Origin of the sequence: Streptomyces rimosus subsp. rimosus (assembly GCF_000720725.1) — a bacterium.
Classification (GTDB): domain Bacteria; phylum Actinomycetota; class Actinomycetes; order Streptomycetales; family Streptomycetaceae; genus Streptomyces; species Streptomyces rimosus_A.
This window is the reverse complement of sequence record NZ_JOCQ01000005.1, coordinates 121470-147490: the sequence shown is the minus strand read 5'-3', so window position 1 is coordinate 147490 and position 26021 is coordinate 121470. Positions and strand designations below refer to the sequence as shown.

Sequence of the window (26021 nt, the reverse complement as noted above, 5' to 3'; positions counted from 1 at the left end):
GGGACATGGCCCCGCCCCTCCCCCGGGTTCTGTCAGCCGGCCGACGGGCTGCCGGGTTCGCCGGCGCGGCGTGCGGCACGCCGCCGCTCGTGGTGCCGGTGCCGGCCGGTGGCGGAGGCCGTGCCGTTCTGCGGCTCCTCCGGGACCGCGGCCGTCGTGGGCGGCGGCGCGTCCGTCGTGACGGCCGGGGCCGCGGCGGAGGCGGGTGCGGCCGTCCCGGCGCTTTCGAGCAGTTCGGCGAGGCGCCGGACGGTCGGGCTGTCGAACATCGCGACGACCGACAGTTCCGTGCCGAATTCCTCGGTGATACGGCGCTGTACGCGCACCAGGTGGATGGAGGTCGCACCGGCGTCGAAGAAGTTCGTGTCGATGTCGATCTCCTCGCCGTCCATCACCTCCCGCCACAGCGCCACGAGCCGCTGCACGGTGGTGCCGGGAACGGTGCCGGCTGCCGCCGGTGCGGCGGGGGCCGGGGCCGGTGGAGCGGTGGGCACGGCGGCCGGGGTGACGGGCGTGGGCAGCGCGGGGGCGCCGGTCTGCCGGGCGAGCGCCTTGCGGTCCACCTTGCCGTTGGCCGACAGGGGCAGCGCGTCGATCACGCGTATGTGCCGCGGCACCATGTACGCGGGCAGGCGCCGGGCGAGTTCGTCCCGCAGCTCGGCCGCCTGCCGGTCCCGGTCGGCGGCGGCGTTGACCGCGCCGGCCGGGAGCCCGCCGAGCAGCGTGTGGAGTACGGCCTGGCCGTCCTCCAGGCTCAGGACCTCGTGCAGCGGCTCGGCGTACACATCACCGATCGGGCACAGGCCCACCCGGCAGTCCGCGGCCCGCTGGCGCAGCAGTTGGGCCATGGCCCCGGCCTCCAGGAGCCCGAACCGGTCGGCGAGTTCGCCGTACACGGGCTTGACCGCGGCGTTGCGGACGACCAGGTGGACGGCGAAGCCCGCCTGCGCGGCCAGCTGCCTGTTGGACTCCGCGTACAGCACGGGGTCAAGGGCCCGCCGGGCACCGTCCGGGCCGTCCAGCGCCACCAGGGCGGGGCCGGCCGGGTCCAGGTAGTAGGTGCCTGCCGCGATTCCCGCGACGCCGTCCGGCGCGACGGTCAGGTACGTCTGGACGGGGTAGAGACCGCCGGCCGAGCCGTAGGCGTACCGGGGCACGCCGTCGTCGTCCTGGCGGGCCAGCACGGTGAGCAGCGCGTACAGGTCGGCGGCCGGGACGGGGCCGGTGCCGAATCCGGTGGCGGCGCCGCGCGCGTTCGACGCGGCGCGCAGCGCCACCGTGTCCGGCGGCAGCGCGAACGGCACGACCTCGCGTCCCGACAGGTCGTCGCGCCGCCCCGGCTGGCGCAGCCGCGTCTCCAGCCTCCGCACCCGCTCCGCGTCGAGTCCGGCGGTGCCCGCTGCCGCGGGTACGTCCGGACCGGTGGGTACGTCCGGACCGGTGGGTGCGGACGGCGCGTCCGGTACGACGTACGCGGCGAGCTGGGCCGACATGCCGGAGCCCTCGACGAGGACGGCGGCCTCGCGGACGCCCGGGGTGCGCACGAGCGCTGCCTCGATCTCGCCCAGTTCGATGCGCATGCCGCGCACCTTGACCTGGGAGTCCTCGCGTCCCAGGAATTCCAGGTCGCCGTCCGGCAGCAAACGGGCCAGGTCGCCGGTCCGGTAGAGCCGCTCCCCGGTGACCGGGTGGGTGGGGAAGGCCCGGGCGGTGAGCCCGGGCGCGTTGCGGTAGCCCGTGGCGAGGCCGACGCCGCCGATGTGCAGGGCGCCGGGCACTCCGGTGGGGCGGAGCCGGAAGGCGTCGTCCAGGACGTACATCGTCTGGTTGCGCATGGGACGGCCGTAGGGGATGCTCGGCCGCTCCGGATCGACCGTGCCGACCGGGTGCAGGACGGACCAGATCGACGCCTCGGTGGCGCCGCCCATGCTGATGACCTCGGCCTTCGGGGCGACCGACCGGATGTGGTCGGGCATGCCGACGGGGATCCAGTCCCCGCTGAGCAGGACCAGCCGCAGGCTGCGCACGTCCACGGCCGGGTTGCCGGCGGCGTGCACGAGCAGCATTTCCATCAGGGCGGGCACCGAGTTCCACACCGTGACGTCGTGTTCGGCGACGAGCCGTGCCCAGCGGACCGGGTCGCGTTCCTCGCCCGGGCCCGGCAGGACGAGGGCGGCGCCCGCGGCGAGGGTGCCGAAGATGTCGTACACGGAGAGGTCGAAGCCGAGCGAGGACAGGGCGAAGACCCGGTCCTCGGCGCCCACGTCGAACCGGTCGTTGACGTCGGTGACGGTGTTCAGGGCGCCCCGGTGGTCGGTCATCACGCCCTTGGGCTCACCGGTGGACCCGGAGGTGTAGATCACGTAGGCCAGGTCGCCCGGTGCGGTGGCAGGCCGCGGGTCGTGCCCGGAACCGGCCGCGGTGCCCTGCGCGACGGCCTCGTCGAAGCCGAGGACGGTGATGCCGTCCGGCGCCGCGTCCCCGGCCGGTGCGGAGGGCGGCACGAGCAGGGCGACGGCGCCCGCGTGGGTGAGGGAGCGGGCGACGCGTGCCGCGGGCAGGCCGCTGTCCAGGGGCAGGTAGGCGGCTCCGGCGCGCAGGACGCCGATGGCGGACGCGACCTGTTCCCACCCGCGGTCGGCCAGGACGCCGACGAGGTCGCCGGACCGCACGCCCGCCAGGTGCAGGCTGCGGGCGACGGCGAGCGAGGCCCGGTCGAGCTCCCCGTAGGTGACGGTGCCGGTGGCGGAGACGACCGCGAGGCGGTCGGGCTGCTTCCGGGCCCGGGCGAGGAACGGCTCGTGCAGCAGGCCGTCCGGCAGCGGTCCCGCGGTGTCGTTGAGCGCGGTGTACCGCGCGGTCTGCTCGGGGGGCAGGATTTCGCGGTGCCCGTCGGTCCAGGCGTCCGGTTCCTCCGCGAGGGAGGTCAGCAGCGCCGTGTACGCGGCGAACATGTCGTCGAGCACACCGGGCGGGAACAGTTCCTCGACGGCGTCCCAGGTCAGCCGCAGCCGGCCGGCGTCCTCGGCGATCTGGTGGTCGAGCCAGACCTGGGGGGTCTGGGTGATGGTGTACGCGACCCGTGCCCCCAGGCCGGCCGGGAGGCTGCCCCCGGCGTCCGCGGCGCCCAGTTCGCTGGTGAAGACGACGGGCATCGCGGCGTCGGCGACGCCGCGGCGGCGGGCCAGCTCGCCGGCGACCCACACACCGCTGACCAGCTGGTGGTCCAGGTCCTCCCAGAGCCGTTCCTGGATCCGGCGGGCCCGCTCCCCGAACGCTCCGGACGCAGCGCCGTCCACCTCCAGCATGGTCAGGGCGGTGAAGTCCCCGACGAGCGCGGGCAGGTCGGGGTGGTCGCCGGTCCGGTTGAAGAGGGTGAGGTTGAGGGTGAAGCGGTCGGTACCGGCCCAGGTGCCGAGCACGGTGGCGTACGCGGAGAGGGCGAGCGCCGAGGGGGTGATGCGGGCAGCGGCGGCCCGCTCCTTCAGCCGGCTCCACACGTCCGCCGCCAGGTACGCCTCGCGGCGCCGGAAGCGGGTCTCGGCCAGTTCTTCGGGGCGCCGGGCGAGCGGCAGCGGGGGCGCGGGCGGCAGGGTGTCGAGCCGGTCGCGCCAGTAGCGCAGGTCGCGTTCGCGCTCGGGGCCGCCGCGGCGCTGCTGCTCGGCCATGACGTAGTCCCGGAAGGACAGGTCGAGCGGGTGCGGCCGGAGCTCGCCGCGGTAGACGGCGAGCAGTTCACGCAGCAGGATCTGCACGCTGCCGCCGTCGGCGATCAGGGTGTCGATGCCGAAGTGGAGCCGGGCGTCGGTGTCCCCGGTGCGGCTGGCCCGGATGTCGAACAGCGGCCACGTCTCGGAGGGCAGCACCTGGTGGGACATCGCCTGCCGGGTCGCCGCCAGACGGCTGTCGCGTCCGGCGCCGTCCAGGCCGCGCAGGTCGTCCACCTCGATGCGGTAGTCGGGGACGTCCGCCAGGATGCGCTGGGCCCCGTCCTCGTCCACCACGATGCGCAGGGCGTCGTGTCGCCGTACGAGGGCCTGCCACGACCGTTCCAGCCGGGGCAGGTCGACGTCGTCGACGTCGAGCTCGACGTAGAGGTGGCAGGAGACGTCGCCGCCCACGCTGCCGCTGCGGCCGATCCAGTAGGCGCGCTGCACGTCGGTGAGCGGGAAGGGTTCGTGCCGGTGTTCCTGGTCGGGAGCGAGCACGGCCGGGGCGGCGGGTTCCGCCGGTCCCGTTTCCGGCGCGGCGGCGGGTCCTTCCACGGCGCGGGCGAGCGCGGCGACCGTGGGCGCCTCGAACAGGATGCGCAGCGGGAGCCGGACGCCGAGCGCGCGCCGGATCGCGGCGACGACCTGGGTGGCCAGCAGGGAGTGGCCGCCGAGTTCGAAGAAGTCGTCGTGGACGCCGACCCGTTCGACGCGCAGGGCGTTGCGCCAGATCTCCGCGACGGCCTTTTCGGCCGGGGTCGTCGGCGCGGTGAACTCTCCGGTGGCGCCCCGCTCCGGGCCGGGGGCCGGCAGTGCTCCGCGGTCGACCTTGCCGTTGCTGGTCAGCGGCAGCGCGTCGAGCCGGACGAAGTGGGACGGGACGAGGAACGGCGGGAGGCGGCGGGCGAGTTCGGCGCGCAGCTCGGCCGTGGCCGGCGGTGCCTCGGGGTCGGCGGGCACCACGTAGGCGGCGAGCGCGGCGGCGGCCGTGCCGAGGCCGTGTCCCGTGACGACGCACTGGCGGACCGCCGGCAGGGCGGTGAGTGCGGCCTCGACCTCGCCCGCCTCGACCCGGAAGCCGCGGATCTTCAGCTGGTGGTCGTTGCGGGACAGGTAGTCGATCCGGCCGTCGCGGCGCACGCGCACGATGTCGCCCGTACGGTAGAGCCGTTCCGCGGCGGCGGCCGGGCCGGTGTCCCCGGGCGCGGTGACGAACCGTTCGGCGGTCAGCTCCGGGCGGCCCAGGTACCCGGCGGTCACGCCGGCGCCGCCGATGTACAGCTCGCCGGGGACGCCGACGGGGACGCGGCGCCCGTACGGGTCGAGGACGCGGACCGTGGTGCCGGCGACGGGCCGTCCGATGGTGACGGTTGCCTCCGCCGGGTCGGCGAGGTCCGTGGTGGACCACACGGTGGTCTCGGTCGGGCCGTACATGTTCCGGATCGTGCCGTGCACATGCCGCGCGAGTCCGCGGACCAGCTCGGCATCGAGGGGTTCGCCGCCGAGGAGCAGCTGCCGCAGGCCGCCGAGGGCGGCGGTGTCCGCCTCCGCCAGCAGCGCGCGGGCGTGCGAGGGGGTGCACTGGAGGTGGCTGACGCCGTGCGCGCGGATCAGTCCGGTGAGCGAGGTCTCCGCGCGGGGCGCGCCGGCCGCGGCGGCCCGGGTCCTGAGGCCGGCCAGCGCGGGCAGGGCCCCGATCGCGGCGTCGGCGTCGACTCCGAAGTCGAGGAGGCAGGCGATCTCGTCCACGCCCGCCCCGGTGAGCCGGCGCACCAGCGGCAGCCGGTCCTCGGCCGTGCCGATGAGCGAGCTGTCCGCCAGGTAGCGGTTGCAGGCGTGGTCGAGGAGGGCTTCCTGGTCGTCCTCGGTGAAGTCCTCGGCCGTGATGTCGACGCCCATGGCGCGGGCCATGTTCTCGATCAGGCCGACGGAGGAGCGCAGGTAGTCGCGGAACGGCTGCCGGGCGTGCGTGCGGACGTCCTGGGCGTCGCCGCCGATGAAGGTGTGCAGCATGAGGGTGACGTGCGGCTCGCCCGGGTGTCCGGCGTCCTGCCACGCCTGCCGGTACACCGCGATGCGCTCGGCGAGTTCCTCGACGCTCTGGCCGAGCAGGTGGGTCAGCAGCCGTGCGCCGGCCTCGCCCGCCCGGCGGCACGTCTCCGGGTTGCCCGACGAGGTGAGCCATACCGGCAGCTCGGCCTGGACGGGGCGGGGCAGTACGCCGACCTCGACGGTCCGGCCGCGGGGGCCTTCGAAGGCCACCTGCTCGCCGCGCCACAGTCGGCGGACCCCGTCGAGCCCGTCCAGGGTGCGCGCCTGCCGGTCGTCATAGGCGTCCTTGGCGAGGACGAAGTCGTCCATGTGCCAGCCGGAGGCGAAGGACAGTCCGACCCGGCCGCCGGAGAGGTTGTCGACGACCGACCACTCCTCCGCCACGCGGACCGGGTGGTGCAGCGGCATGACGACGCTGCCCGCGCGGATGCCGATGCGCCGGGTGGCGGTGGCCACGGCGGCGGCGAGCACGGACGGCGCGGGGAACGAGCCGCCGAAGGCGTGGAAGTGGCGCTCCGGGAGCCATACGGCGCTGAAGCCGTGCTCGTCGCCGAAGCGGGCGCCGTCCATCAGCAGCCGGTACTGCTCGGGTCCCGTCGCGCCGGAGCCGCTGGCGAAGTAGAAGAGGCTGAACTCCGGTGCTGCGGCAGCGCTTTCGGGGGCGTCGGGCGCGGACACGGGTACGGCCGTGCCGCCGCTGTCCGGGGTGAGGACCACGCGGTGGCCGCGGCTGGCCGTCCACAACAGTTCGAGCACCGAGATGTCGAAGGAGACGCTGGTGACGGCGAGCCAGGTCACCGGCGCGTCGCCGGTGTCCACGACGCGGTCCATGGCAGCCAGGAACGCCGTGAGGTTGCGGTGGAGGACCACCACGCCCTTCGGCTTTCCGGTGGAGCCGGAGGTGTGGATGACGTACGCCGGTGCGCCGGGGTCGACGGCCGGTGTGCCGTGTCCGGCCGGGCCGGTGCGGTCGGCGGGCGTGCCGATGTCGACCAGGGGCACGCCATCGGGGACCGGGCCGCCGGTGGCGAAGGCCGCGCGGGTCGCGGTGTGGACGAGCACGGCGGTGGGTGTCGCGTCCTCGCACACGTACCGCAGTCGCTGCTGCGGGTAGTCGGGATCGAGCGGCAGGTAGGCCGCGCCCGTCATGAGCACGGCGAACAGCGCGGCCGGCAGGTCCGCGCACCGGCGTAGGCCGACGCCGACCCGGTCGCCCGGCCGGACGCCCGCGGCCCGCAGCCGTGCGGCGATGTCGGTGGCGCGGTTGTGGAGTTCGCGGAAGGTGAGCGAGGTGCCGGCGCAGACGACGGCCTCGGCGTCCGGGCGGTCGCCGGTGGCGGCGGCGAATGCGGTGAGGATGTCCGCGGCGCCTTCGGGCAGGGCTCCGCCGTCGCCGGACGCTTCGAGCAGCGCCTGCTCGGCGGGGGTGAGGGCGAGGAGTTCCGACAGCCGCAGGTCCGGGTCGGCGGTGGCGCGGAGCAGCACCCGTTCCAGCGCTTCGGTGAGGGTGCGCGCGGTGTCCTCGTCGAACAGGTCCCGGCTGTACTCGCAGATGCCCTCGATGACATCGCCCTGCCGGGCCAGTTCGAGGCTGAGGTCGGTACGGCACAGGCCGTTGTCGAGGTCGGCGACCCGCACCTCGACACCGGGCAGGGCGAGTTCGCGCTCGGGGACGTTGCGGTAGCCGAACTGCACCTGGTAGAGCGGCGCGTGGCCGAGGGCGCGGTCGGGGTTCAGCTCGCGCACCAGCCGCTCGAAGGGGACCTGGGCGTTCGCCAGCGCACCGAGGGAGGCGTCCCTGGCCCGCGCCAGCAACTCTCCGAACGTGGGGTCGCCGGACAGGTCGGTCCGCAGGACCAGGCTGTTGACGAACATGCCGACCAGGGAGGCGAGTTCCGGCCGGTCACGGCCGGCGGTGGGCACGCCGACGACGATGTCCTCCTGTCCGGAGTGCCGCATCAGGACGGCCTGCCAGGCGGCGAGGGTCACCATGAAAGGGGTGGCCCTGGCTTCCCGGGCGGTGTTCTCCACGGCCTCGCTGAGGCGGGGGTCCAGCGTGAAGCGGACGCGGCCGCCGCGGTGGGTGGGGACCGCGGGGCGCGGGCGGTCGGTGGCGAGGTCGAGCAGCGGCGGTGCGTCGGTCAGGCGTTCCCGCCAGTACGTCAGGTGCCCGGCCAGGTGCTCGTCGGTGAGTTCGCGGCGCTGCCAGGCGGCCCAGTCGGCGTACTGGACGGGCAGTGGCCGGCCGGCGGCCGGTGTGCCGTCCAGGCGGGCGCGGTAGCCGGCGCACAGGTCGTCCACGAGCACGGCCCGGGACCAGGCGTCGCCGACCATGTGGTGGTTGACCACGACCAGCAGGGCCCGTTCCGGCGTGGACCGGATCAGCAGGGCACGGAACAGCGGGCCGTCCGCCGGGTCGAAGGGGCGCGCGGCCTCCTCCTCGGCCAGGGCCCGTTCGGCGGGCAGCAGGCCGTCCTGGCCGGGGTCCGCGTCCGCGTCGGCACCGGTTTCGGTGTCCACGGTCCGAAGGACGGTGTCCGGCGTGGGCAGCACCCGCTGCACCGGGGTGCCGTCGGCCGGGTCGACGACGGTGCGCAGGGCCTGGTGGCGGTCGACGAGCCCGGTGAGCGCCGCGTCGAGCGCGGTGAGGTCGAGCGGGCCGGTCAGGAGCAGCGCCACGTACTCGTTGTGGACGCCGAGGCCTGGCGTGAGCTGGTCCAGGAACCACAGCCGCTCCTGCCCGAAGGAGAGCGGGGCCGGGCCCTGCGCGGGACGGATCGGTTCCCCGGCGGTGGTGCCGGCGGGTGCCGTGGCCGCGCCGGCGGTACGGCCGCGGAGGCGGGCCTCGAAGGCGGCCCGCCGTTCGGGGGTGAGCCGGGCGAGACGCTCTTCCCGGTCGGTGGGCTCGGTCACTGGTTCTCCAGTTCGGCGAGGATGCGCTCCTCGATCAGCTCGGCGAGGCCGGCGACGGTGCCGCCCTCGAAGAAGGCGCGGGCGGGGACGTCGACCTCGTACTCGGCCCGCAGCCGGGCCACGATCTGCGCGGCGAGCAGGGAGTGTCCGCCCAGCCCGAGGAAGTCGTCGTGGACGCCGACGCGGTCGATGCCGAGCATCTCGCCGTAGATCTCGGCGAGCCTTTCCTCGGTGGGGGTGCGCGGGGCCGCGTAGGCGGTGGCGAGGTCGGGGCGGGGCAGGGCGACGGTCCCGGGCCGTACGGCGGCGGGTTCGTCCGCGAGCCGGAGCGTTCCGTCGGTGACGGAGGCGGCGGAGCGGGCCACCACCGCCCGGCCGGCGGGCGCGTCCAGCAGGGCCGCGAAGGCGCGCGCGCCCTGCTCGGGTGTGAGGGCCCCGGCGAGCATGCGCTCCTGGAACGCCTTCAGGTCGGCGGGTACGTCGGCCTGGCTGGCCATGCCGACCTCGGCCCACATGTCCCAGTCGACGGCGATGGCGTGCCGCTTCCCGCCGGCCGCCTCGGCCTCGGCCGCCGCGGCGACGTAGGCGTTGGCCGCCGCGTAGTCCGCCTGGCCGTAGGTGGGTACGACGGTGGCGAGCGAGGAGCAGACGAGGAGAATCCGGGCCTCCTCGGGGCGCAGGGCCGCGAGGAGGTTGCGCATGCCGGTCACCTTGGGGCCGAACACGGCGCGCGCGTCCTGGTCGTCGCGCAGGGCGACGGAGCCGCCGCCGGGCACACCGGCCGCGTGCACGACGCCGTGGACGGGGCCGAAGGCGGCGCGGACCTCGTCCAGCGCTCCGCTCAGCGAGCCGGCGTCGGTGACGTCGGCCCGCAGCGCGAGGGCCTCGGTCCCGGACGCGCGCAGCTCCCGCAGGAGCGCGGCGGCCGGTCCGTCGTCGCCGTCGGGGATGTGGCGTCCCAGCAGGGCCAGCCGGGTGCCCGGGAGGCGCGCCAGGCGGGTGGCGAGGGTCCGGCCGATGCCGCCGAGACCGCCGGTGATCACCCAGGTGCCGGCCTCGGCGACGCGGCCGGCCGGGTCGGGAACGGGACGCTCGACGGCTTCGACGGTACGGGTGAGAAGGCCGTCACCGCGCAGCGCGAGGAGCCGGGCGGGCGCGGCCAGGACGGCGTTCAGCACGGCTTCGGCGCGGGGCTCGTCCAGCGCGTCGCCGGACGCCAGGTCGACCTGGGAGCAGCGCAGGTTGGGGTACTCCTCGGGGAGGACCTGGACGGGGCCGCTGAGCATGGCGGCCGCGGGGTCGGGGCTCTCTTCGGCGGTGACGCGGAACGCGCCGCGGGTCAGTACGCCGAGGCGCACCTCGTTGACGACGCTTTCGTCGGCCATGGCGCGGGCAAGCCGTACGAGCCCGAAGTAGCAGGCGGTCTCGTCGGGTTCGGCGGCCGCGGTGTCCTGCCGGGGGGCCAGGCCCCAGGCGTAGAGCACGGCGGTGGGGGTGCGCACCAGTGCCCGCAGGTCGGCGAGGAGCTTGCGGTACTGGGCCGGGTCGGCCGGGTCGAGTTCGTAGACGCCGCGCCGGACGCGCCGGTAAGCGGTGCCGGGCTGTACGACGGTGACGATCTGTCCGCGTGCGGTGAGCAAGTCGACGACGGGCTGGGCCGCGCCGTCCGGGTCCATCAGGACGAGCCAGGTCCGGCGGCGGCCGGAGAGCTGGCCGGCGGTCTCGTCGCCAGGGGCCGCCGGACGCCAGACGTGGGTGGCGTGCACGGCGTCGGCCGTCTCCTGCCGTACGGGGTCCACGGGCCCGGAATCGTCTGCGGGCGCGGCCGCCACGAGGGGTTCGATCCAGTGGTGCCGGTGCTCGAAGGGATAGCCGGGCAGGTCGGTGACCCGTGCGCCGGGAGCGGCGGGCTCCCATTCGACGTGGGCGCCGTGGGCCCACAGGCCGGCCAGGGACAGCGCCGCGCCGGCGGGCTCCCCCTCGGGACCGCCCCGGCCCCGGGAAGGCAGCGGCGGCGGGGCGAGCCGTGTCCCGCCGGTGCCGGAACGGACCGAGCGCACCAGGTCGGTGAGGACACTGCCGGGGCCGTTCTCCACCAGGACCAGGCCGTCGTCCAGCGCGGCCAGGGTGTCGAGGCCCCGGCCGAAGCGGACCGGCTCGCGCATCTGGCGGGCCCAGTGGGCGGGGTCGGTGGCCAGTTCCGCGGTGATCCAGTCGCCGGTCACCCCGGAGACGAACGGCACTCGGGGCGCCCGGAGTGTGGCGCCCGCGACCTCTTCGGCGAAGCGTGTGGCGGCCTCGTCGCACAGGGCGCTGTGGAATGCCCGGTCCACCGGCAGCCGCAGGGGGCGCAGACCGCGCGCTTCGAGGTCGGCGCGGGCCTTCTCGACCGCGTCGGCCGAGCCCGACAGCACGGTCGCCGCCGGGCCGTTGACCGCGGCGAGGTCGAGCCCGTACCGGGCGGCCGTCTCCATGGCGTCGGCCTCGCCCAGCGGCACCGCCAGCATGGCGCCTGCCGCCGTCTCCTCCATGAGCCGGCCGCGCGCGGCGGCCAGCCGCAGCGCCTCGGGCAGTTCGAACACGCCGGACAGGGCGGCGGCGGTGAACTCGCCGAGGCTGTGTCCGAGCAGCGCGGTGGGGCGCACGCCCCAGTGTCCCCAGAGGCGGGCGAGCGCGTGCCCGATGGCGACGACGGCGGGCTGCAGCAGTGAGGTGCGCCGCAGGTCCTTCTCGTCGCCGGAGCGCAGCAGGCCGATCAGGTCCTGTCCGAGGTGCGGCCGGAGGATGGCGGCGCACTCGTCCAGCGCGGCCCGGAAGACGGGGTGCGCGTCGTACAGGCCCACGGCCATCCCTGGCCGCTGGGTGCCCTGGCCGGGCAGCAGGAACGCCACGGGCGCGTCGACGCGGTCGGTACGGGCCCGCACCGAGTCGTGGCGCCCGCCGGTGCGCAGCGCGGTGACGGCCTCTGTGGTGTCGCGGGCGAGGACGACCGCGCGGTGGTCCAGGCGGCGCCGTCCGGTGCGCAGGGTGCGGGCGGCGTCCGCGAGCGGCACTTCCGGATGCGCCTCCAGGTGGGCGGCCAGCCGCTCGGCGGCGGCGTCCAGGGCGGTGGAGGTACGGGCCGACAGCGGCAGCGCGACCGGGAAGGCGGTGTTCTCCGGTGTGCCGTGGCCGCGGCCGGTGCGCGGCGCCTCCTCCAGGACGACGTGGGCGTTGGTGCCGCCGATGCCGAACGCGCTGACGGCCGCGCGGCGGGGGCCGTCGCCGGCCGGCCACGCGGTGGTCCGGTCGGGCACGAAGAACGGTGTCGCGGTCAGCGCGGGGGCCGGGGTGTCGCCGTCGGCGTGCAGGGTGGCGGGAATCCGGCCGTGGCGCAGGGCCTGTACGGCCGAGATGAAACCGGTGATGCCGGCCGCGGTGTCCAGATGGCCCACGCGGGACTTCACCGAGCCGAGCGCGCACCAGGGCGCCGGGTCCGTACCGGGGCCGTCGGCCCGGAAGGCGGTGGTCAGCGCCTCGACCTCGATCGGGTCGCCGAGCGCCGTGCCCGTGCCGTGGCCTTCCACGTAACCGATGGAGCGCGGCGACACATCGGCGACCGACAGCGCCTCGCGGATCACGGCCACCTGACCGGCGACGCCGGGGGCGGTGTACCCCGCCTTGGCGGCTCCGTCGTTGTTGACGGCCGAGCCGAGGATCACGGCGTGGACGCGGTCGCCGTCGGCGAGCGCGTCGGACAGCCGCTTGAGCACGACCACACCCGCGCCGTTGCCGAACACCGTGCCGTCGGCACCGGCACCGTAGGGGCGGCAGCGGCCTTCGGGCGACTCGATGCCCCCGTCGACGGGCAGGTAGCCCGAACGGTGCGGCACGGTGACGGTGACGCCGCCCGCCAGGGCGAGGTCGCACTCCTGCGTGAGCAGGCTCTGCGCGGCCATGTGCACCGCGACGAGGGAGGTCGAGCAGGCGGTCTGGACGCTGACGGCGGGGCCGCGCAGGTTCAGCTTGTACGCGGCGCGACTGGCCAGCTGGTCGGGCTGGTTGCCCTGGAAGAGCAGGGGGACGCCCAGCTTGGCGCGCAGATCGGTGCGGGGCAGCAGCTGGTGGATCAGGTACGTGCTCAGCAGCGAGCCGGCGTAGACCGCGACGGGCCCCGCGGCCCGGTCCGGGTCGCAGCCGGCGTCCTCCAGCGCCGCCCACGCGCATTCCAGGAAGATCCGCTGCTGGGGGTCGATGACCGAGGCCTCCAGCGCGTTGTAGCCGAAGAGCTGGGAGTCGAACCCGGCGATGTCCGGCAGGATGCCCTTGGCGGGTACGTAGCCGGGGGCCGCCGTGTCGGCCTCGGGCACGCCGGAGGCGCGCAGTTCCTCCGGGGTGAACCGGGAGACCGCCTCGGCCCCGGTCTCCAGCAGGTCCCACAGTTCGTCGGGCGACCCGGCTCCGGGAAACCGCCCCGCCATGCCGACGACGGCGATCCGGCCGTCGGTGTCGACCTGGTCGTCCCGATCCGGCTGGCCTGGCTGTGCGTTCACAATGCTCTCCGTTGGTGGCTCGGTGCGGCCCTGCGCGGCGGCGGGCGGGGCGGTGGCGGCGCGGTCCGGTGCGGGGTCCGGTGCGTTGTTCCGGTGCGGGGTCAGACCGCCATCAGGTAGCGCTGGAAGCGCGGCATCAGGTATTCGAGGGCCCGGACCTCGGCGGCGGTGAGGTCCGGGTGCCAGACGTCCCACAGCAGGACGGCACGCTGCTGGGTGCCCCGGTTCCACGCCTCGTGGATGAAGCTGTCGTCGAAGAGGATGACCTTGCCCTCCTCCCAGCCCCGTTCGTCGTCACCGACCTTGATGGCGCAGCCGGGCGGGACGATCAGCGGCAGGTGGGCGGTGAGCAGCAGGTTCACGCCGCCGGTGTGGGGTGTGATGTGGACGCCGGGGTTGAGGACGGTGAACATGCCGTCGCGCGGGCCGTGCGGGGTGGCTCCGAGCGCCTCGCAGGTCTTCGGGCAGCGCTCGCGGGCCTCGTCGCGCCAGGCGCCGTCGCGGTAGATCTGGTAGGTGTCCCAGCCCTGCCAGCCGAGTTCCTTGGTGTAGAGGTCCTCGTAGGGGGCGAAGCGGGCCTCCGCCTCGCGCAGGGCGAGGAATTCCGCCTTGATCTCCTCGTAGGCGGCCTCCATGCCGGCCACCCACGGCCGGTCCGCGGTGTCGTGCCACGGAAGGGCGCTGATCTCCGGGAAGAAGAGCCGGGTGGGCTCCTGGTCGTCGTGGAGGTATTCGGGGGCCCGCTCACCGACGAGGATGGCGAGGCACTCCTCGACCCGGTCGAGTCCTTCGGAGCCCACCGCGTCGCGCAGCTCCGTCATCATGCTCCGCACGTCCATGTCAGTCTCTCCCTGTCGGTACGTTGAACTGGTCGGCCCGGTCGCGGGCCCGGGCCCGGACGGCGGCCCGCCGGCGTCCGGCGCGCGCGGCGACGTCGTCGACGGGGCCGGCGGGCCCGTTGTGGCGGGGCTCGTGCGGCGCGTCGCCCGCCGTGTCGAGGCGCAGGCCGGCGACGAATTCGGCGACCGTGGGCCGGGCGAAGATGTCCACGAGCCGTACCTCGCGGCCGAGTCGGCGGCCGAGTTCCAGCTGGAGCCGGGCCGCCAGCAGTGAATTGCCGCCCGCTTCGAAGAAGTTCGTGTGGCGGCCGACGGGCCGGTCGGCGCCCAGCACCTGCCGCCATGCCGCGGCGACGAGCTGCTCCGGCCCTTCGCGGGGCGGCGTCACCCCGTCCGGGGCGGCCGTGCGCGGGGCGGGGAGCCGGGCGCGGTCCCGCTTGTTGGTACGGGTGCGGGGCAGCGCGTCCAGCAGCACGACGCTCTCGGGCACGACCGCGGCGGGCAGCCGCTCAGCGAGGTGGACGCGGAGGTCGTCCCCGGTGACGGCGCCGTCCACGACCGCGTAGCCGAGGAGCCGGGGCGCCGCGGGGGTGCCGTGCAGGGCCGCGGCGGCCTCGCGGACCGCCGGGTGCGCCTGCAGGAGCGCCTCGATCTCCTCCAGTTCGACGCGGTTGCCGTGGATCTTCACCAGGCTGCCGGTGCGGCCGGTGAAGGCGAGTTCGCCGCCGGGCAGGAACCGGCCGAGGTCCCCGGTGCGGTACAGCGTGCCGCCGGGCCGCCACGGGTCGGGCACATAGGCCTTGGCGCTCTCCTCGGGCCGGCGGTGGTAGGAACCGGCGAGGAAGTCGCTGCGCAGGTGGATCTCGCCCGCCACGCCCACCGGGCAGGGCCGGCCGCGGTGGTCGAGCACCAGCGCCTCCCGTCCCGCGATGGGCCGGCCGATGGGTACGGACCGTGTGAACCCCTCCCCCGGCGCCAGCTCGCGGTGGGTGGCCAGGACGCACTCGGTGGGCCCGTACAGGTTGTGCAGCCGGGGCCGGACGGTCCGCTCGGCCCAGGCGGCGGCGAGCGAGGGCGGCAGCACTTCGCCCGCCAGCAGGACGTGTTCCAGATCGGGCAGTTCGGTCTCGTCGCGCTCCAGTGCCTCGGTGAGCACGGCGAAGAAGCCGGGTACGGTCTGGATCTGCGTGATCCGCTCGGCCCCGAGCCAGGCGGCCATGGCCACCGGGTCCCGGCGGGTCTCGTCCGGCGGTACGCACAGCGTGGCGCCGTGGCAGAGCGCCGCGAACACCTCGGTGTAGGCGGCGTCGTAGGTGAACGGCGCCCACTGGGCGATACGGCTGTGGGAGCCGATGCCGAACCGTTCTCCCTGCCAGTCGGCGAACTGGGTGAGCGACGCGTGCGGCAGGGCGATGCCCTTGGGGGCTCCGGTGGATCCGGAGGTGTACACCAGGCACAGGGCATCGTCCCCGGTGACCGGTGCGGAGGGGACCGGCGGATGCGCACCGGCCTCCGGCCCGTCGGACGGCTGCGGCTCCGACGGCAGCGGCTCGACGGGGACACCGGCGAACCGGCCGGCCCCCCGGTCCCACAGTTCGGGCAAGCCGGTCAGGCACCCTTCGTCGGCCAGTACGCACAGCGGCTCGGCGTCCGCGAGCACGGCCCGCAGCCGGAGTTCGGGGCTCTCCGGGTCGAGGACCGCGAAGGCGGCCCCGGTCTTGGCCACCGCCAGGACCGCCGCGGTCTGCGCCGTGCCGGTGGGCAGCAGGACCGAGACGAAACGGCCCGGTGCCGCGCCGAGGCGCAGCAGCCGCGCGGCGATCCGGTCGCTCCAGGCGTCGAGCGCCGCGTAAGTGAGGCCCCGTCCGCCGTGGCGGACGGCGACCGCGTCGGGCCGTGCCGCGGCCTGTGCGCGGAAGAGCTCGTGGACGGGTGTGGCGTACGCCGCGCGTGCGGTGCCCGCGGGACGGGCGGGCCGGGGTGACGGCGTCTCCTGCCCGGCCGGGTCGAGCGGGGCGCGTGCGGCCTCGGCCCCGGGGTCGTCGAGCGCCGCGCGCAGCAGGGTCTCCAGATGGCGTGCGAAGCGGCCCGCCGACTCCGGGGTGAACATCGCGGAGGCGTACTCCAGCACGCCCTCCATACGGTCGGGGTGCTCCTCCAGCGCGAGCGTCAGGTCGTACTTGGCGGTGCGGGTCGGCACGGGGCGCAGTTCCCCGGTGGCCTCGCCGAGCCGGATCAGCCCCGGCAGTGCCTCCTGGAGTACGAGGGTGGCCTGGGCGAGGGCGGGCCGTCCGGGGTCACGCGCCACGCCGAGGCCGTCCACGAGCCGGTCGAGCGGCACCAGCGGCCGGTCGAGGTCGGCGGCGAGCCGTCGTGCCGTACGGCGGGCGAGGTCCGCGAACGACGGATTGCCGGTGAGGTCGACGCGGACCGGCAGGCTGTTGACGAGGGAGCCGACCAGGCCCTCCAGCTCCGGCGCGCCCCGGTTGGCGGCGGGCACGCCGACGATGACGTCGTCCGTGCCGGCGTAGCGCCCCAGCAGGGACGCGTAGACGGTGAGCAGCACGGAGAAGGGGGTGATCCGCAGCCGGGCGGCGGTGGCCCGCAGGCGGGCGGTGAGGTCCGGCGACAGGACGACGGGCACAGTGTCCCCGGTGCCCGGCGGGCAGGGACCGGCGTCGGGGTCGGCCGGCAGGTCGAGGACCCCGGGGTGGCCGTCGAGGCGAGTACGCCAGTAGGCGAGCTGGGCGTCGCGGACCGCGACGGCGGCGGGGCCGGTCGCGGCCACGGCGTGGCCGAGGAATTCGCGGGCAGGGGGCGGCAGGGGGGTTCCGGTGCCGGTGTGGAGGGCGTGGAGCGCGGCGAGTTCGCGGACCGCCACGGTGATCGACCAGCCGTCGACGGCGATGTGGTGCGCGGTGAACAGCAGGACGCAGGCGTCGGGGGCGCGCAGCAGCGTGACGCGCAGCAGCGGCCCTTCGGCGAGGTCGAAGGGGCGTACGGCCTCGTCGGCGGTGACGGACTCCAGCCAGGCCCGGGTCGCTCCGGCACCCGGTGCGGCGGTTGCGTCCGGCGCGTCGAGCACGGTGAGGCGGACGGAGTCGGCGGGCAGGCGGACGAGGACGGGGCCCTCGTCGGCGAGGTGGCAGCGGGCCGCCAGCACCGGGTGGCGGGTGACCAGGTCGCGCAGGGCCCGGGTGAGGGCACCGGCGTCGGCCGGGCGGTCGAGCCGGACCGCGGCGGCCAGGTTGTAGGCGGCGGAGTCGGGCGCGAGGCGCTGGGTGAGCCACAGCTGCCGCTGCTGGTCGGTGAGCGGCACCGGAGCTTCCGGCGCCGGTGCCGGGTGCGGGGTGTCCGGGAGGTCCGGCCCGGCCGGCGGGCAGGCGGTCAGGCCGCGCGGGGTGGGGTCGGCGTAGAAGTCCGCGAGGGACGGGGCGTGGCCGAGGGCGTCGCGGACGCGGCCGAGGAGCCGGGTGGCGACGAGGGAATTGCCCCCGGAGAGGAAGAAGTCGTCGGTGACGCCCGTCGTACGGGGGTCCGCGCCGAGCAGGTCGGCCCAGAGGGCGACGACGGTCCGTTCGGCGTCGGTGGCGGGCGCGACCCGTCCGGCGGTGGCCGCCGTGTCGGGGAGGGCGCGGGCCGCTGCGGTCAGGGCGGGGCGGTCCACCTTGCCGCTGGCGTTCAGCGGGAGCCCGTCGAGCGGGACGACGGTGGCGGGCACGACCGCGGCCGGGAGCGCAGTGCGCAGGTGGCGGCGGAGTTCCGCGCCGAGGGCGGCCGGGTCCGCGGCGGTGTCCTCGGCGGTGTTCTCGGGGACGACGAACGCGACCAGCCGGGGCGTCGTGCGGCGGTCCCCGTCGGCCACGACGGCGGCGGCCCGCACCTGCCGGTGGCGCGTCAGCAGGGCTTCGATCTCTCCGAGTTCGACGCGGTGGCCGAGGATCTTGACCTGCTGGTCGGCGCGGCCGAGGACGGCGATCCGGCCGTCCGGCAGATACCGCGCGAGGTCGCCCGTGCGGTAGACCGGGGCGTCGTCGCCCAGCGGGTCGGCGCCCACCGGGTCGGGGACGAACGCGGCGGCGGTGAGGTCGGGCCGGTTCCAGTATCCGGCGGTGACGCCCGCGCCGCCGACGACCAGTTCCCCGGCGGCGCCGACGGGCACCGGCCGGCCGTGCCGGTCGAGGATGTGGCAGTAGGTGCGGGTCACGGGGCGCCCGACGGTGACCGGTTCCCCCGGCAGGACGCGCCCGGCCGTCGACCAGATGGTCGTCTCGGTGGGGCCGTACAGGTTCCACAGTTCGGCGCAGCGCTCCAGGAGCCGCTCGGCGAGCGCGGGGTCCAGGGCCTCGCCACCGCTGAGCGCCCGCAGCGTGGGCCGCCCCGGCCAGCCTCCGTCGAGCAGGGCGCGCCACAGGGAGGGTGTGGCCTGCATGACGGTGGCACCGGACCGGTCCAGCAGGGCGCCGAGCCCGTCGGGGTCGCGGACCGTGGCGTGCGGCGCGATCACGACCCGGGCTCCCGCTACGAGCGGGGCGAAGAGTTCGAGCACCGAGATGTCGAAGGTGAGGGAGGTGACGGCGACCAGGACGTCGTCCTGGCCCAGTCCCGGCTCGCGGACGATGCTGTGCAGCAGGTTGGCGACGCGGTCGTGCGGTACGGCCACGCCCTTCGGCCGGCCGGTGGAGCCGGAGGTGTACATCAGGTAGGCGAGGGCGTCGGCGGCGGGGAGACCGGCCCCGGCTGTCTCGTCACCCGACGCGGCCAGCAGTTCCGCCGCGGCAGCGCACGGTACGGCGTGGCCCTGTGCCGCGGAGGCGCCGGATCCGGTGACGAGCAGCCGGGCCCCGCTGTCCTCCAGGACGTACCGCATGCGCTCGTCCGGCATGGTCTCGTCGAGCGGGACGAGGACGGCTCCGGCCCGCCACAGTCCGACGACCAGCGGGATGAGTCCCGTGTCGCGCGGCACGAGCAGTGCCACCCGGTCACCGGGGCGAACGGACCAGCGGGCGGTGAGGCGCGCGGCGACGCGGTCGGCGGCGGCGTCCAGCTCCGCGCGCGTCAGAACCTCGTCGCCGTGGACGACCGCGGGCGCGTCGCCGGACCGGGCCGCAAGGGCACGCAGGGCCTCGGGAACGGTGGACCACTCGGGCCGCGTCCGGTCGGAGGCGTTGAATTCCGTCAGCACGCGCCGGGTCTGCGCGGCGGTCATCACGGGCAGCTCGGAGAGGCGGCGGCCGGGCTCGGCGACGGCCGCCTCCAGCAGGCACAACAGCCCTTCCGCCATGCCCTGGACGGTCTGCGGGGACAGCAGCGCGGTGCGGTACTCCAGCTCGGCATCGAGGTCGCCGGACGGCCTGGGCCGTACGAACAGGGAGAGGTCGTACTTGGCGGTGCCGCTGTGCGCCGGGGCCGCCGTGGTCCCGACGCCCGGCAGCCGCAGCAGGGTGGTCGGTCCGCTGTGGAAGGCGTACATCAGCTGGAAGAGCGGGGACCGGCCGCCGCCCGCCGGGGCGAGGTCCTCGACGACCAGGTCGAACGGGGTGTCCCGGTGCGCGAGGTCGCTCTTGAGGCGCTGCCGGGTGTGCCGTAGCGCCGCGTCGAAGGCGGGGTCGCCGGAGAGGTCGACGCGGTGGGCCACGATGTTGAGCAGCGGGCCGATCATGGCGCCCAGGGCGGGGCGGTTGCGGGTCGCGACGGGCATGCCGACGACGAGGTCGTCCTGGCCGGTGTAGCGCTGGGCGAGGGCGCCGAACGCGGTGAGCACCACGGTGGGCAGGGTGGCGAGGTGGGTCCGGGCCAGGGAGCCGAGGCGGGTGACGAGGCCGGCGGGGATGACGAAGCGGTGGACGGCGCCGGCGATGGCGTCGGCGGGGCGTCCGGCGCCGGGTCCGTCGGCGGGCAGGCGCAGTACCGGAAGTTCGCCGCCGAGCCGTTCGCGCCAGTGGTCCAGGCCGTGGGCGGCGGCGGGGTCGCTGCGCTGCCAGGCGGCGTAATCGCCGAAGTCACGGCCGGGAGCCGGTGGTCCGGCCGCCGGGCCACCGGTCTCGGCGGCGTACCGCGCGGCGAGTTCTTCGAGGAAGACGCCGAACGCCCAGGCGTCGACGACGATGTGGTGGGCGACGAAGAGCAGCAGGTGCCGGTCCGCGCCGAGCCGGTAGAGGCAGGTGCGCATCAGCGGCGGCCTGGCCAGGTCGAACGGTGCCGCCACGGCTTGGGCGACGCGTTCGGCGAGCTGTTCCTCGCGCTGCCGCTCCGGCAGGTGGGAGAGGTCGGTCCGTTCGACGGCGGGCAGGACGCGGTCCGCGAAGTGCTGCCACGGTTCGCCGTCGCCGTCCGCGACGACGGCGCAGCGCATCGCCTCGTGGCGGGCGGCGAGGGCGGCCAGCGCCCGTTCGAGGGCGTCGGCGTCCACCGGGCCGTCGAGGCGGAACGCCGCGGTCTCGTTGTGCAGGGCGCTGCCGGGGACCACCTGTTCGGCGCGCCAGATCGAACGCTGGGCGTAGGAGAGCGGCGCACGGCCCCGTTCGGGCCTGGGCGGTACGGCGGCGGGGCTCATCGGCTGCTCCGGGAGGTCACGGCGGCGGCGAGACCGGAGACGGTCGGGTCGCCGACGAAGGTCCGCAGGGGGACGTCCACGCCGAACAGCGAGCGCAGCCGGTCCAGCAGGCGGGCGATGGCCAGGGAGTCGCCGCCGAGCAGGGTGAAGTCGTCGTGGCGTCCGACGGCCGACAGGTGCAGCAGCTCGCACCACACCCCGGCGATCCGGGCCTCCGTGTCGTTCCTCGGGCCGTCCTCGGTGGCGGCGGCCTGTACGGCCGAAGGCATCGGCAGGGCGCGGCGGTCGGCCTTGCCGTTCAGCGTGCGCGGGATGGCGGCGAGCCGGAGGTAGCGGGCGGGACGGCTGCCGGGGGCGAGCCCGGCGTCGGCGTGGGCGCGCAGTTCCTCGTCGGTGAGGGAGTCGTCGGTGACCACGTAGGCGACGAGGACGGGGTCGGCGTCCTCTTCGGCCACGGCGGCGGCGCACACGTCGCGGACGCCCGGGTGGCGGCGCAGCGCGTCCTCGATCTCGCCCAGTTCGACGCGTACGCCGTTGACCTTGACCTGCTGGTCGCGGCGGCCGAGGACTTCCAGGACGCCGTCGGGGCGCAGCCGCCCGAGGTCGCCCGTGCGGTAGCCGTGGGTGCCGGTGAACCCTCCGGCGCGGCCGTCGAGGTAGCCGCCGAGCGGGAAGGGGGTGTGGATCTCGATCTCGCCGATGGTGTCGGTGACCGGTGCGCCCGCGGCCAGGACCCGGATGTCGACGCCGGGCAGGGGGAGGCCGGCGGGCACCGTCCCGGCCTCGGCGTCCTCGGCGCCGAGGCGCCGGAAGACCTTGGTCATGGTGGTCTCGGACGGTCCGTAGAGGTTGACCAGTGCCTTGCCGTCGCCGAACAGGCCGCGCCACCAGGCGACATCGGCGGGCCGGACGGGTTCGCCGGCGAGCAGCACGGTGCGCAGTGCGGGCAGGGAGCCGGAGGTGAGGCCGGCGGCCCGCAGGGTGCGGAAGAGGGTGGGTACGCAGTGCAGCACCTCGACGCCCTGCTTCTCCAGCCACTCGGCGAGGGAGGCGGCGACGGGTACGGCGCCGGGGGCGGCGGCCCGGACGCTGCCCCCGGAGCGCAGCGGGACGAGCGCGTCGCGCAGGAACGCGTCGAAGCCGGGCGAGGTGAGCAGCGAGACGCGGGTGTCCTCGGTGATGCCGAACTCGGTGGTCTCCCAGTCGAGGAAGTGCTCGACGGCCCGGAGGCTGCCCTTGATGCCCTTGGGGCGTCCGGTGGTGCCCGAGGTGAAGTAGACGTATCCCGCGTCGGGTACGTCAAGGCCCTGCCAGTCCGCCGCGCGCCACCGCGCGGGCTCGACGGTGCCGGCGTCGATGACCGGCGGGCCGGCCGCGGGGCCGTGGTGGGGGCCGAGGCTGTCGCCGCCGGCCCGGTCGGTGACGATGACGGCCGGGCGCAGGTCCTCCAGCAGCGCGGCCCAGCGCGCCGCGGGCTGCCGGATGTCGACGGGGGCGAACGTCCGCCCGGTGGCGGCGCAGGCCAGGATGGCCGCGATGACCGGGACGGGTTCGGCGCAGGCGATGAGGGCCGGCCCCGATCCGGCGTCCGCGGCGAGCCGGGCCCGCAGTCCGGCGGTGTACCGGGCGAGTTCGCCGCGGCTCCATTCCCGTTCGGGGGTGGCCACGGCGGGCGCCTGCCCGTCCCGCTCGACGTGGTCGGCCCAGCGCTCCAGGGTCGTGGGGTGGCTCACAGCTCTCCGTTCTTGATCCGTTGGGCCACGACCGTCAGCGGGTCTATGGCGGAGAACCCGTCCGGCCGGCCCGTGGCGGCGACGGCCCGGGTGACCAGGTGGAGTTCGGTGCAGGCGGCGACGTAGGACCGCACCCCGTAACGGGGCAGGGTGTCGCGGAGGAAGCCGGCCGTGCGCAGCGGGTCCCCGCCGCGCTTGACGTGGTAGACCTCGCGGTGCAGTGCCTCCTGGTCGTCCGGCCGGAGCGGGACGAGGTGGGGCACCGCCCGGTCCGCGTACGGGCCGGAGGTCAGGATGCCGGCCCGGGCGGTGCCCTTGGTGCACAGCAGGAGGTGCGGCCGTGCGGTGCGGATCAGTTCCTGGTGGACGACGTCCACCAGGGACACACAGCGCGTGAGGAGGTCGGGCGGCAGGTCGCCGAGCACCCTGTGCGCCGTGACGCACGCGACGACGACCCGTTCCGCGCCGGCGGTCACCAGGCCGCGCACGGCGTTCTCCACGGCCCGGTACAGCGGTTCGAGGTCGCCGGTGCCGATGGCCTCGGTGCGGTCGACCACGGCGGGGTCGGACCACAGCAGGACCCGGGGCGTCTCCTGTTCGCGGCGTCCGTCGCCGCTGTGGTAGACGGTGCGCAGTAGTTCGGTGGAGGCCAGGGGGCCCATGCCGCCGACGATGCCGACCAGCGGCAGCGCCGAGGGCACGCCGTACGGCCTGGTCCCGGGGGCGGTCCGGCCGCCGGGGGCGGCGGGGTGGGTCATCCGATACACGGCAGGCCGAACTCCTCGACGAAGAGGGCGAATGTCGCGATGACCATCAGGTAGTCCGTGTCGAGGTGGGCGTGCACCTGGCCACCCTGTTCGCGCTGGTGGCGGACGAGGGCCGCCACGGTGTCGGGGTTGAAGTAGCCCTGCTTGCGCACCACCGACGGTGCGAGCAGTTCCTCGAACCAGTCGGCGCCGCCGGCGAGCAGGTGGCTGCTGGTCTGGCCGCGGAAGCCGAACTTGGGGCGGGCCAGCACCTCGCCGGGCACGCGGCCTTCGGCGACCCGCCGCAGTACGGCCTTCTCCGTCCCGCCGGCCACCATCAGGTCCGGGTGCAGTGCGGCGGCGTGGTCGACGACCCCGCGGGCCAGGAACGGAAAGCGCAGTTCGACGGAGTGGGCGAGGGCCATCCGGTCGCCGTGGTCGCCGAGCAGGTGGTCGGCGAGCCGCAGGTGGAAGTCAAGGTAGGAGCGCTGGTGCAGGGGGTGGCGGCCGCGCAGCCGCTCGGCGTCGACCAGGCGCTGGGAGGTGACGGTGAACTCGTCGAAGCAGTCGGCGAGATCGTCGGAGTACAGGTCGCGGCGGAATTCCTGTGCGACGAGGTGGTCGGTCTCGTAGCCGAAGTCGGCGCCCCACATCCGGTGCCGGATCTCCCGCTCCAGTTCGGCGTCGAGGCCGCTGAGCCGGGCGGCGCCGAGTCCGGCGGCGTCGTAGCGGTACCCGGGGTAGCCGCCGAAGAGTTCGTCGGCGCCCTCCCCCGTGAGCACGGCGACGGTGCCGTCGGCGCGTACCGCCCGGGACAGCATCATCGAGCAGACGTTGTACGACTCGCGGACGGGCGTCTCGGCGTGCCGGACCATGGCGGTCAGCTGAGCGGCGAGATCGCCGTGCCGGACGGGCACTTCGTGGTGGCGGGTGCCCAGCTTGGCGGCGACCAGCCGCTGGTGGGGGCTCTCGTCGAAGTCGTGGCCGGGGAAGACCGCGGAGTAGCTCGGCCAGGCGTGATCCGGCCGGGAGCCTGCCGCGAGCGCGGCGATGAGGCTGGAGTCGAGACCGCCGCTGAGGTAGAGGCCCACGGGGACATCGGCGACGAGCCGGTCGCGCACCGCGTCGTCCAGGAGTGTCGTCATATGCTCTGCCGCGCAGGCGAGTTCGGTGTCCATGCCGCCGGCGTCCAGGGGCTCCAGGGCGTCGGCGGCCGGGTAGTCCAGGTCCCAGTACCGCTGTACGGTCACCCCGGACGCGTCGGCGATCAGCCTCTCCCCCGGCCGCAGGGCCTTGATGCCTTCGAACATGGTGCGCGGGCTGACGAGCCCCGGCAGGCTGAGGATCTGGTCGAGGCCGCGGAGGTCGACGCGGGGGCGGACCGCCGGGTGGCGCAGCAGGGCCTTGATCTCCGAGGCGAAGAGGAGCAGTCCGTCCACGACCGTGTAGAAGAGGGGCACGATCCCGGCGTGGTCACGGGCGAGAAGCAGGCGCCCGGCGGGGGCGTCGTGCACGGCGAAGGCGAACTGGCCGTCCAGGTGGGCGACGAGGCCGGTGCCGTACTCGCGGTAGAGGTGGACGAGCACCTCGGTGTCGCACCCGGTGCGGAACCGGTGGCCCTTTTCGGCCAGTGCGGTACGCAGCCGCCGGTGGTTGTAGATCTCGCCGTTGCAGACGGAGACCAGGGAGCGGTCCTCCGAGAAATGCGGCTGATTACCCCGCTCCAGGTCGTTCAGCGCGAGTCTGCGAAATCCCAGCGCAATACCGTCGGCAGCGTGGAACCCCTGATCGTCCGGGCCCCGGTGAATTAGTTCGGAGGTCATCCGGCAAATGGTCTGGTCGTCGATCCGATGCGCTCCACCGAGGGAGAAAGCACCTACTATTCCGCACAAGTTGAGGAGTCCCCCGTTTCACATCCGCACAACAACAGATGCAGGTCCGACGCTAGCCCACGCAACAGATCGAGGTCAATGAAAAGTTTTCAACGAGAGTGCGGGGCAGCCGCATTGACTGCACGCCGGAGCTGGCCGCCGAGCGAATTCGCGAATAGGGTCGCCCCGCGGGCCGCGGCCCGCACGGAAATCCAGGAACACAGAAGGGCAGAATGCAGTGGCACGGAATCGTTGGACACCTTGGGACGCCGCCGGCCCGGAGGCCGGAGCGGAGACCGTCCGTGTCTACTGTCTCCCGCACGCCGGCGGCGCGGCGGGCGCCTACCTCGCCTGGGCCCGCTCCCAGGAGGTGCCGGGGCTGAGTTTTGTACCGGTGGAGCTGCCCGGCCGGGGCACCCGCATCGGCGAACCCCTGCTCGACTCGATGGCCGACGTCGTCGACGGCTTCCTGGCGGTGCTGGCGGGGCGCCCGGAACAGGAGAGGTTCCTGCTTCTGGGGCACAGCATGGGCGCCCAGATCGCGTACGAGACGACGCGGCGCCTGGCACAGGCCGGCCGGCCGCTGCCGCGGGCCGTGGTGGCGTCCGGCTGCCGTCCGCCCGGTGCCCCCGTCGCGCTGCCGCTGCACGACCGGAGCGACGACGAACTGCTGCGCGGGATCGTCGAGTTGGGCGGCACGCCCGCCGAAGTCCTGGAGCACCGGGAACTGCTGGAGATGCTGCTGCCGGTGATGCGGGCCGATCTCGGTCTGCTGGCCCGCTACATGACGGACGTCCGGCCGACCGTACTGCCCTGCCCGGTCGTGGCGCTGGGCGGAGCCGACGACCGGCTGGCGGGGCCGGAGTGGATCACCGGCTGGCGGGCGATGACCGCCGGCGGCTTCCGTCACCGGGTCCTGCCCGGTGACCACTTCTTCCTGCACGCCCGGCCGGCCGAGGTCATGGCCGAGGTCGCCGCCGCGGTACGGGAGCACGCGGCGCCGGCCGCGGGCTGAGGCGGTCACCGCCCGCCCGGGCGCCGAGGCGTCCGGGCGGGTGCCGCCGGCGCG

The 26021-nt window shown here is 75.1% G+C and carries 8 protein-coding genes; 1 reads left to right on the top strand and 7 read right to left on the bottom strand.

Annotated elements, in window-relative coordinates; genetic code table 11:
* Positions 1–32: 32 nt before the first annotated feature.
* The 7 genes from IH45_RS1000000145030 to asnB form a co-directional block, all read right to left on the bottom strand.
* On the bottom strand, positions 33–8675 hold the full coding sequence (locus IH45_RS1000000145030) for a non-ribosomal peptide synthetase (RefSeq protein WP_050514526.1): 8643 nt from the start codon (positions 8673–8675) through the stop codon (positions 33–35).
* A complete protein-coding gene (locus tag IH45_RS0104345) occupies positions 8672–13207 on the bottom strand; it encodes a type I polyketide synthase (protein ID WP_050514525.1) in 4536 nt (1511 codons plus the stop codon). The genes IH45_RS1000000145030 and IH45_RS0104345 overlap by 4 nt, the downstream gene beginning before the upstream one ends.
* Positions 13208–13308: 101 nt before the next feature.
* Complete coding sequence (locus IH45_RS0104340; RefSeq protein WP_050514524.1) at positions 13309–14046, bottom strand: aspartyl/asparaginyl beta-hydroxylase domain-containing protein; 738 nt, start codon at positions 14044–14046, stop codon at positions 13309–13311.
* Position 14047: 1 nt separating this feature from the next.
* Positions 14048–20602, bottom strand: coding sequence for a non-ribosomal peptide synthetase (locus tag IH45_RS01000000143150; RefSeq protein WP_032916764.1), 6555 nt, complete (start codon positions 20600–20602; stop codon positions 14048–14050).
* On the bottom strand, positions 20599–22335 hold the full coding sequence (locus IH45_RS01000000143145; protein ID WP_030661550.1) for a non-ribosomal peptide synthetase: 1737 nt from the start codon (positions 22333–22335) through the stop codon (positions 20599–20601). The genes IH45_RS01000000143150 and IH45_RS01000000143145 overlap by 4 nt, the downstream gene beginning before the upstream one ends.
* Positions 22332–23093 (bottom strand): aspartate/glutamate racemase family protein, encoded by a 762-nt coding sequence (locus IH45_RS0104325; protein ID WP_050514523.1) that lies wholly within the window; start codon positions 23091–23093, stop codon positions 22332–22334. The genes IH45_RS01000000143145 and IH45_RS0104325 overlap by 4 nt, the downstream gene beginning before the upstream one ends.
* Positions 23090–24973, bottom strand: coding sequence for an asparagine synthase (glutamine-hydrolyzing) (gene asnB, locus IH45_RS0104320; RefSeq protein ID WP_030661546.1), 1884 nt, complete (start codon positions 24971–24973; stop codon positions 23090–23092). The genes IH45_RS0104325 and asnB overlap by 4 nt, the downstream gene beginning before the upstream one ends.
* 217 nt (positions 24974–25190) lie before the next feature.
* On the opposite strand from asnB, the gene IH45_RS0104315 reads away from it, so the two are divergent.
* Positions 25191–25967 carry a thioesterase II family protein gene (locus IH45_RS0104315; protein WP_050514522.1) on the top strand — a complete coding sequence of 259 codons (777 nt, stop codon included), beginning with the start codon at positions 25191–25193 and terminating at the stop codon, positions 25965–25967.
* Positions 25968–26021 lie beyond the last annotated feature (54 nt).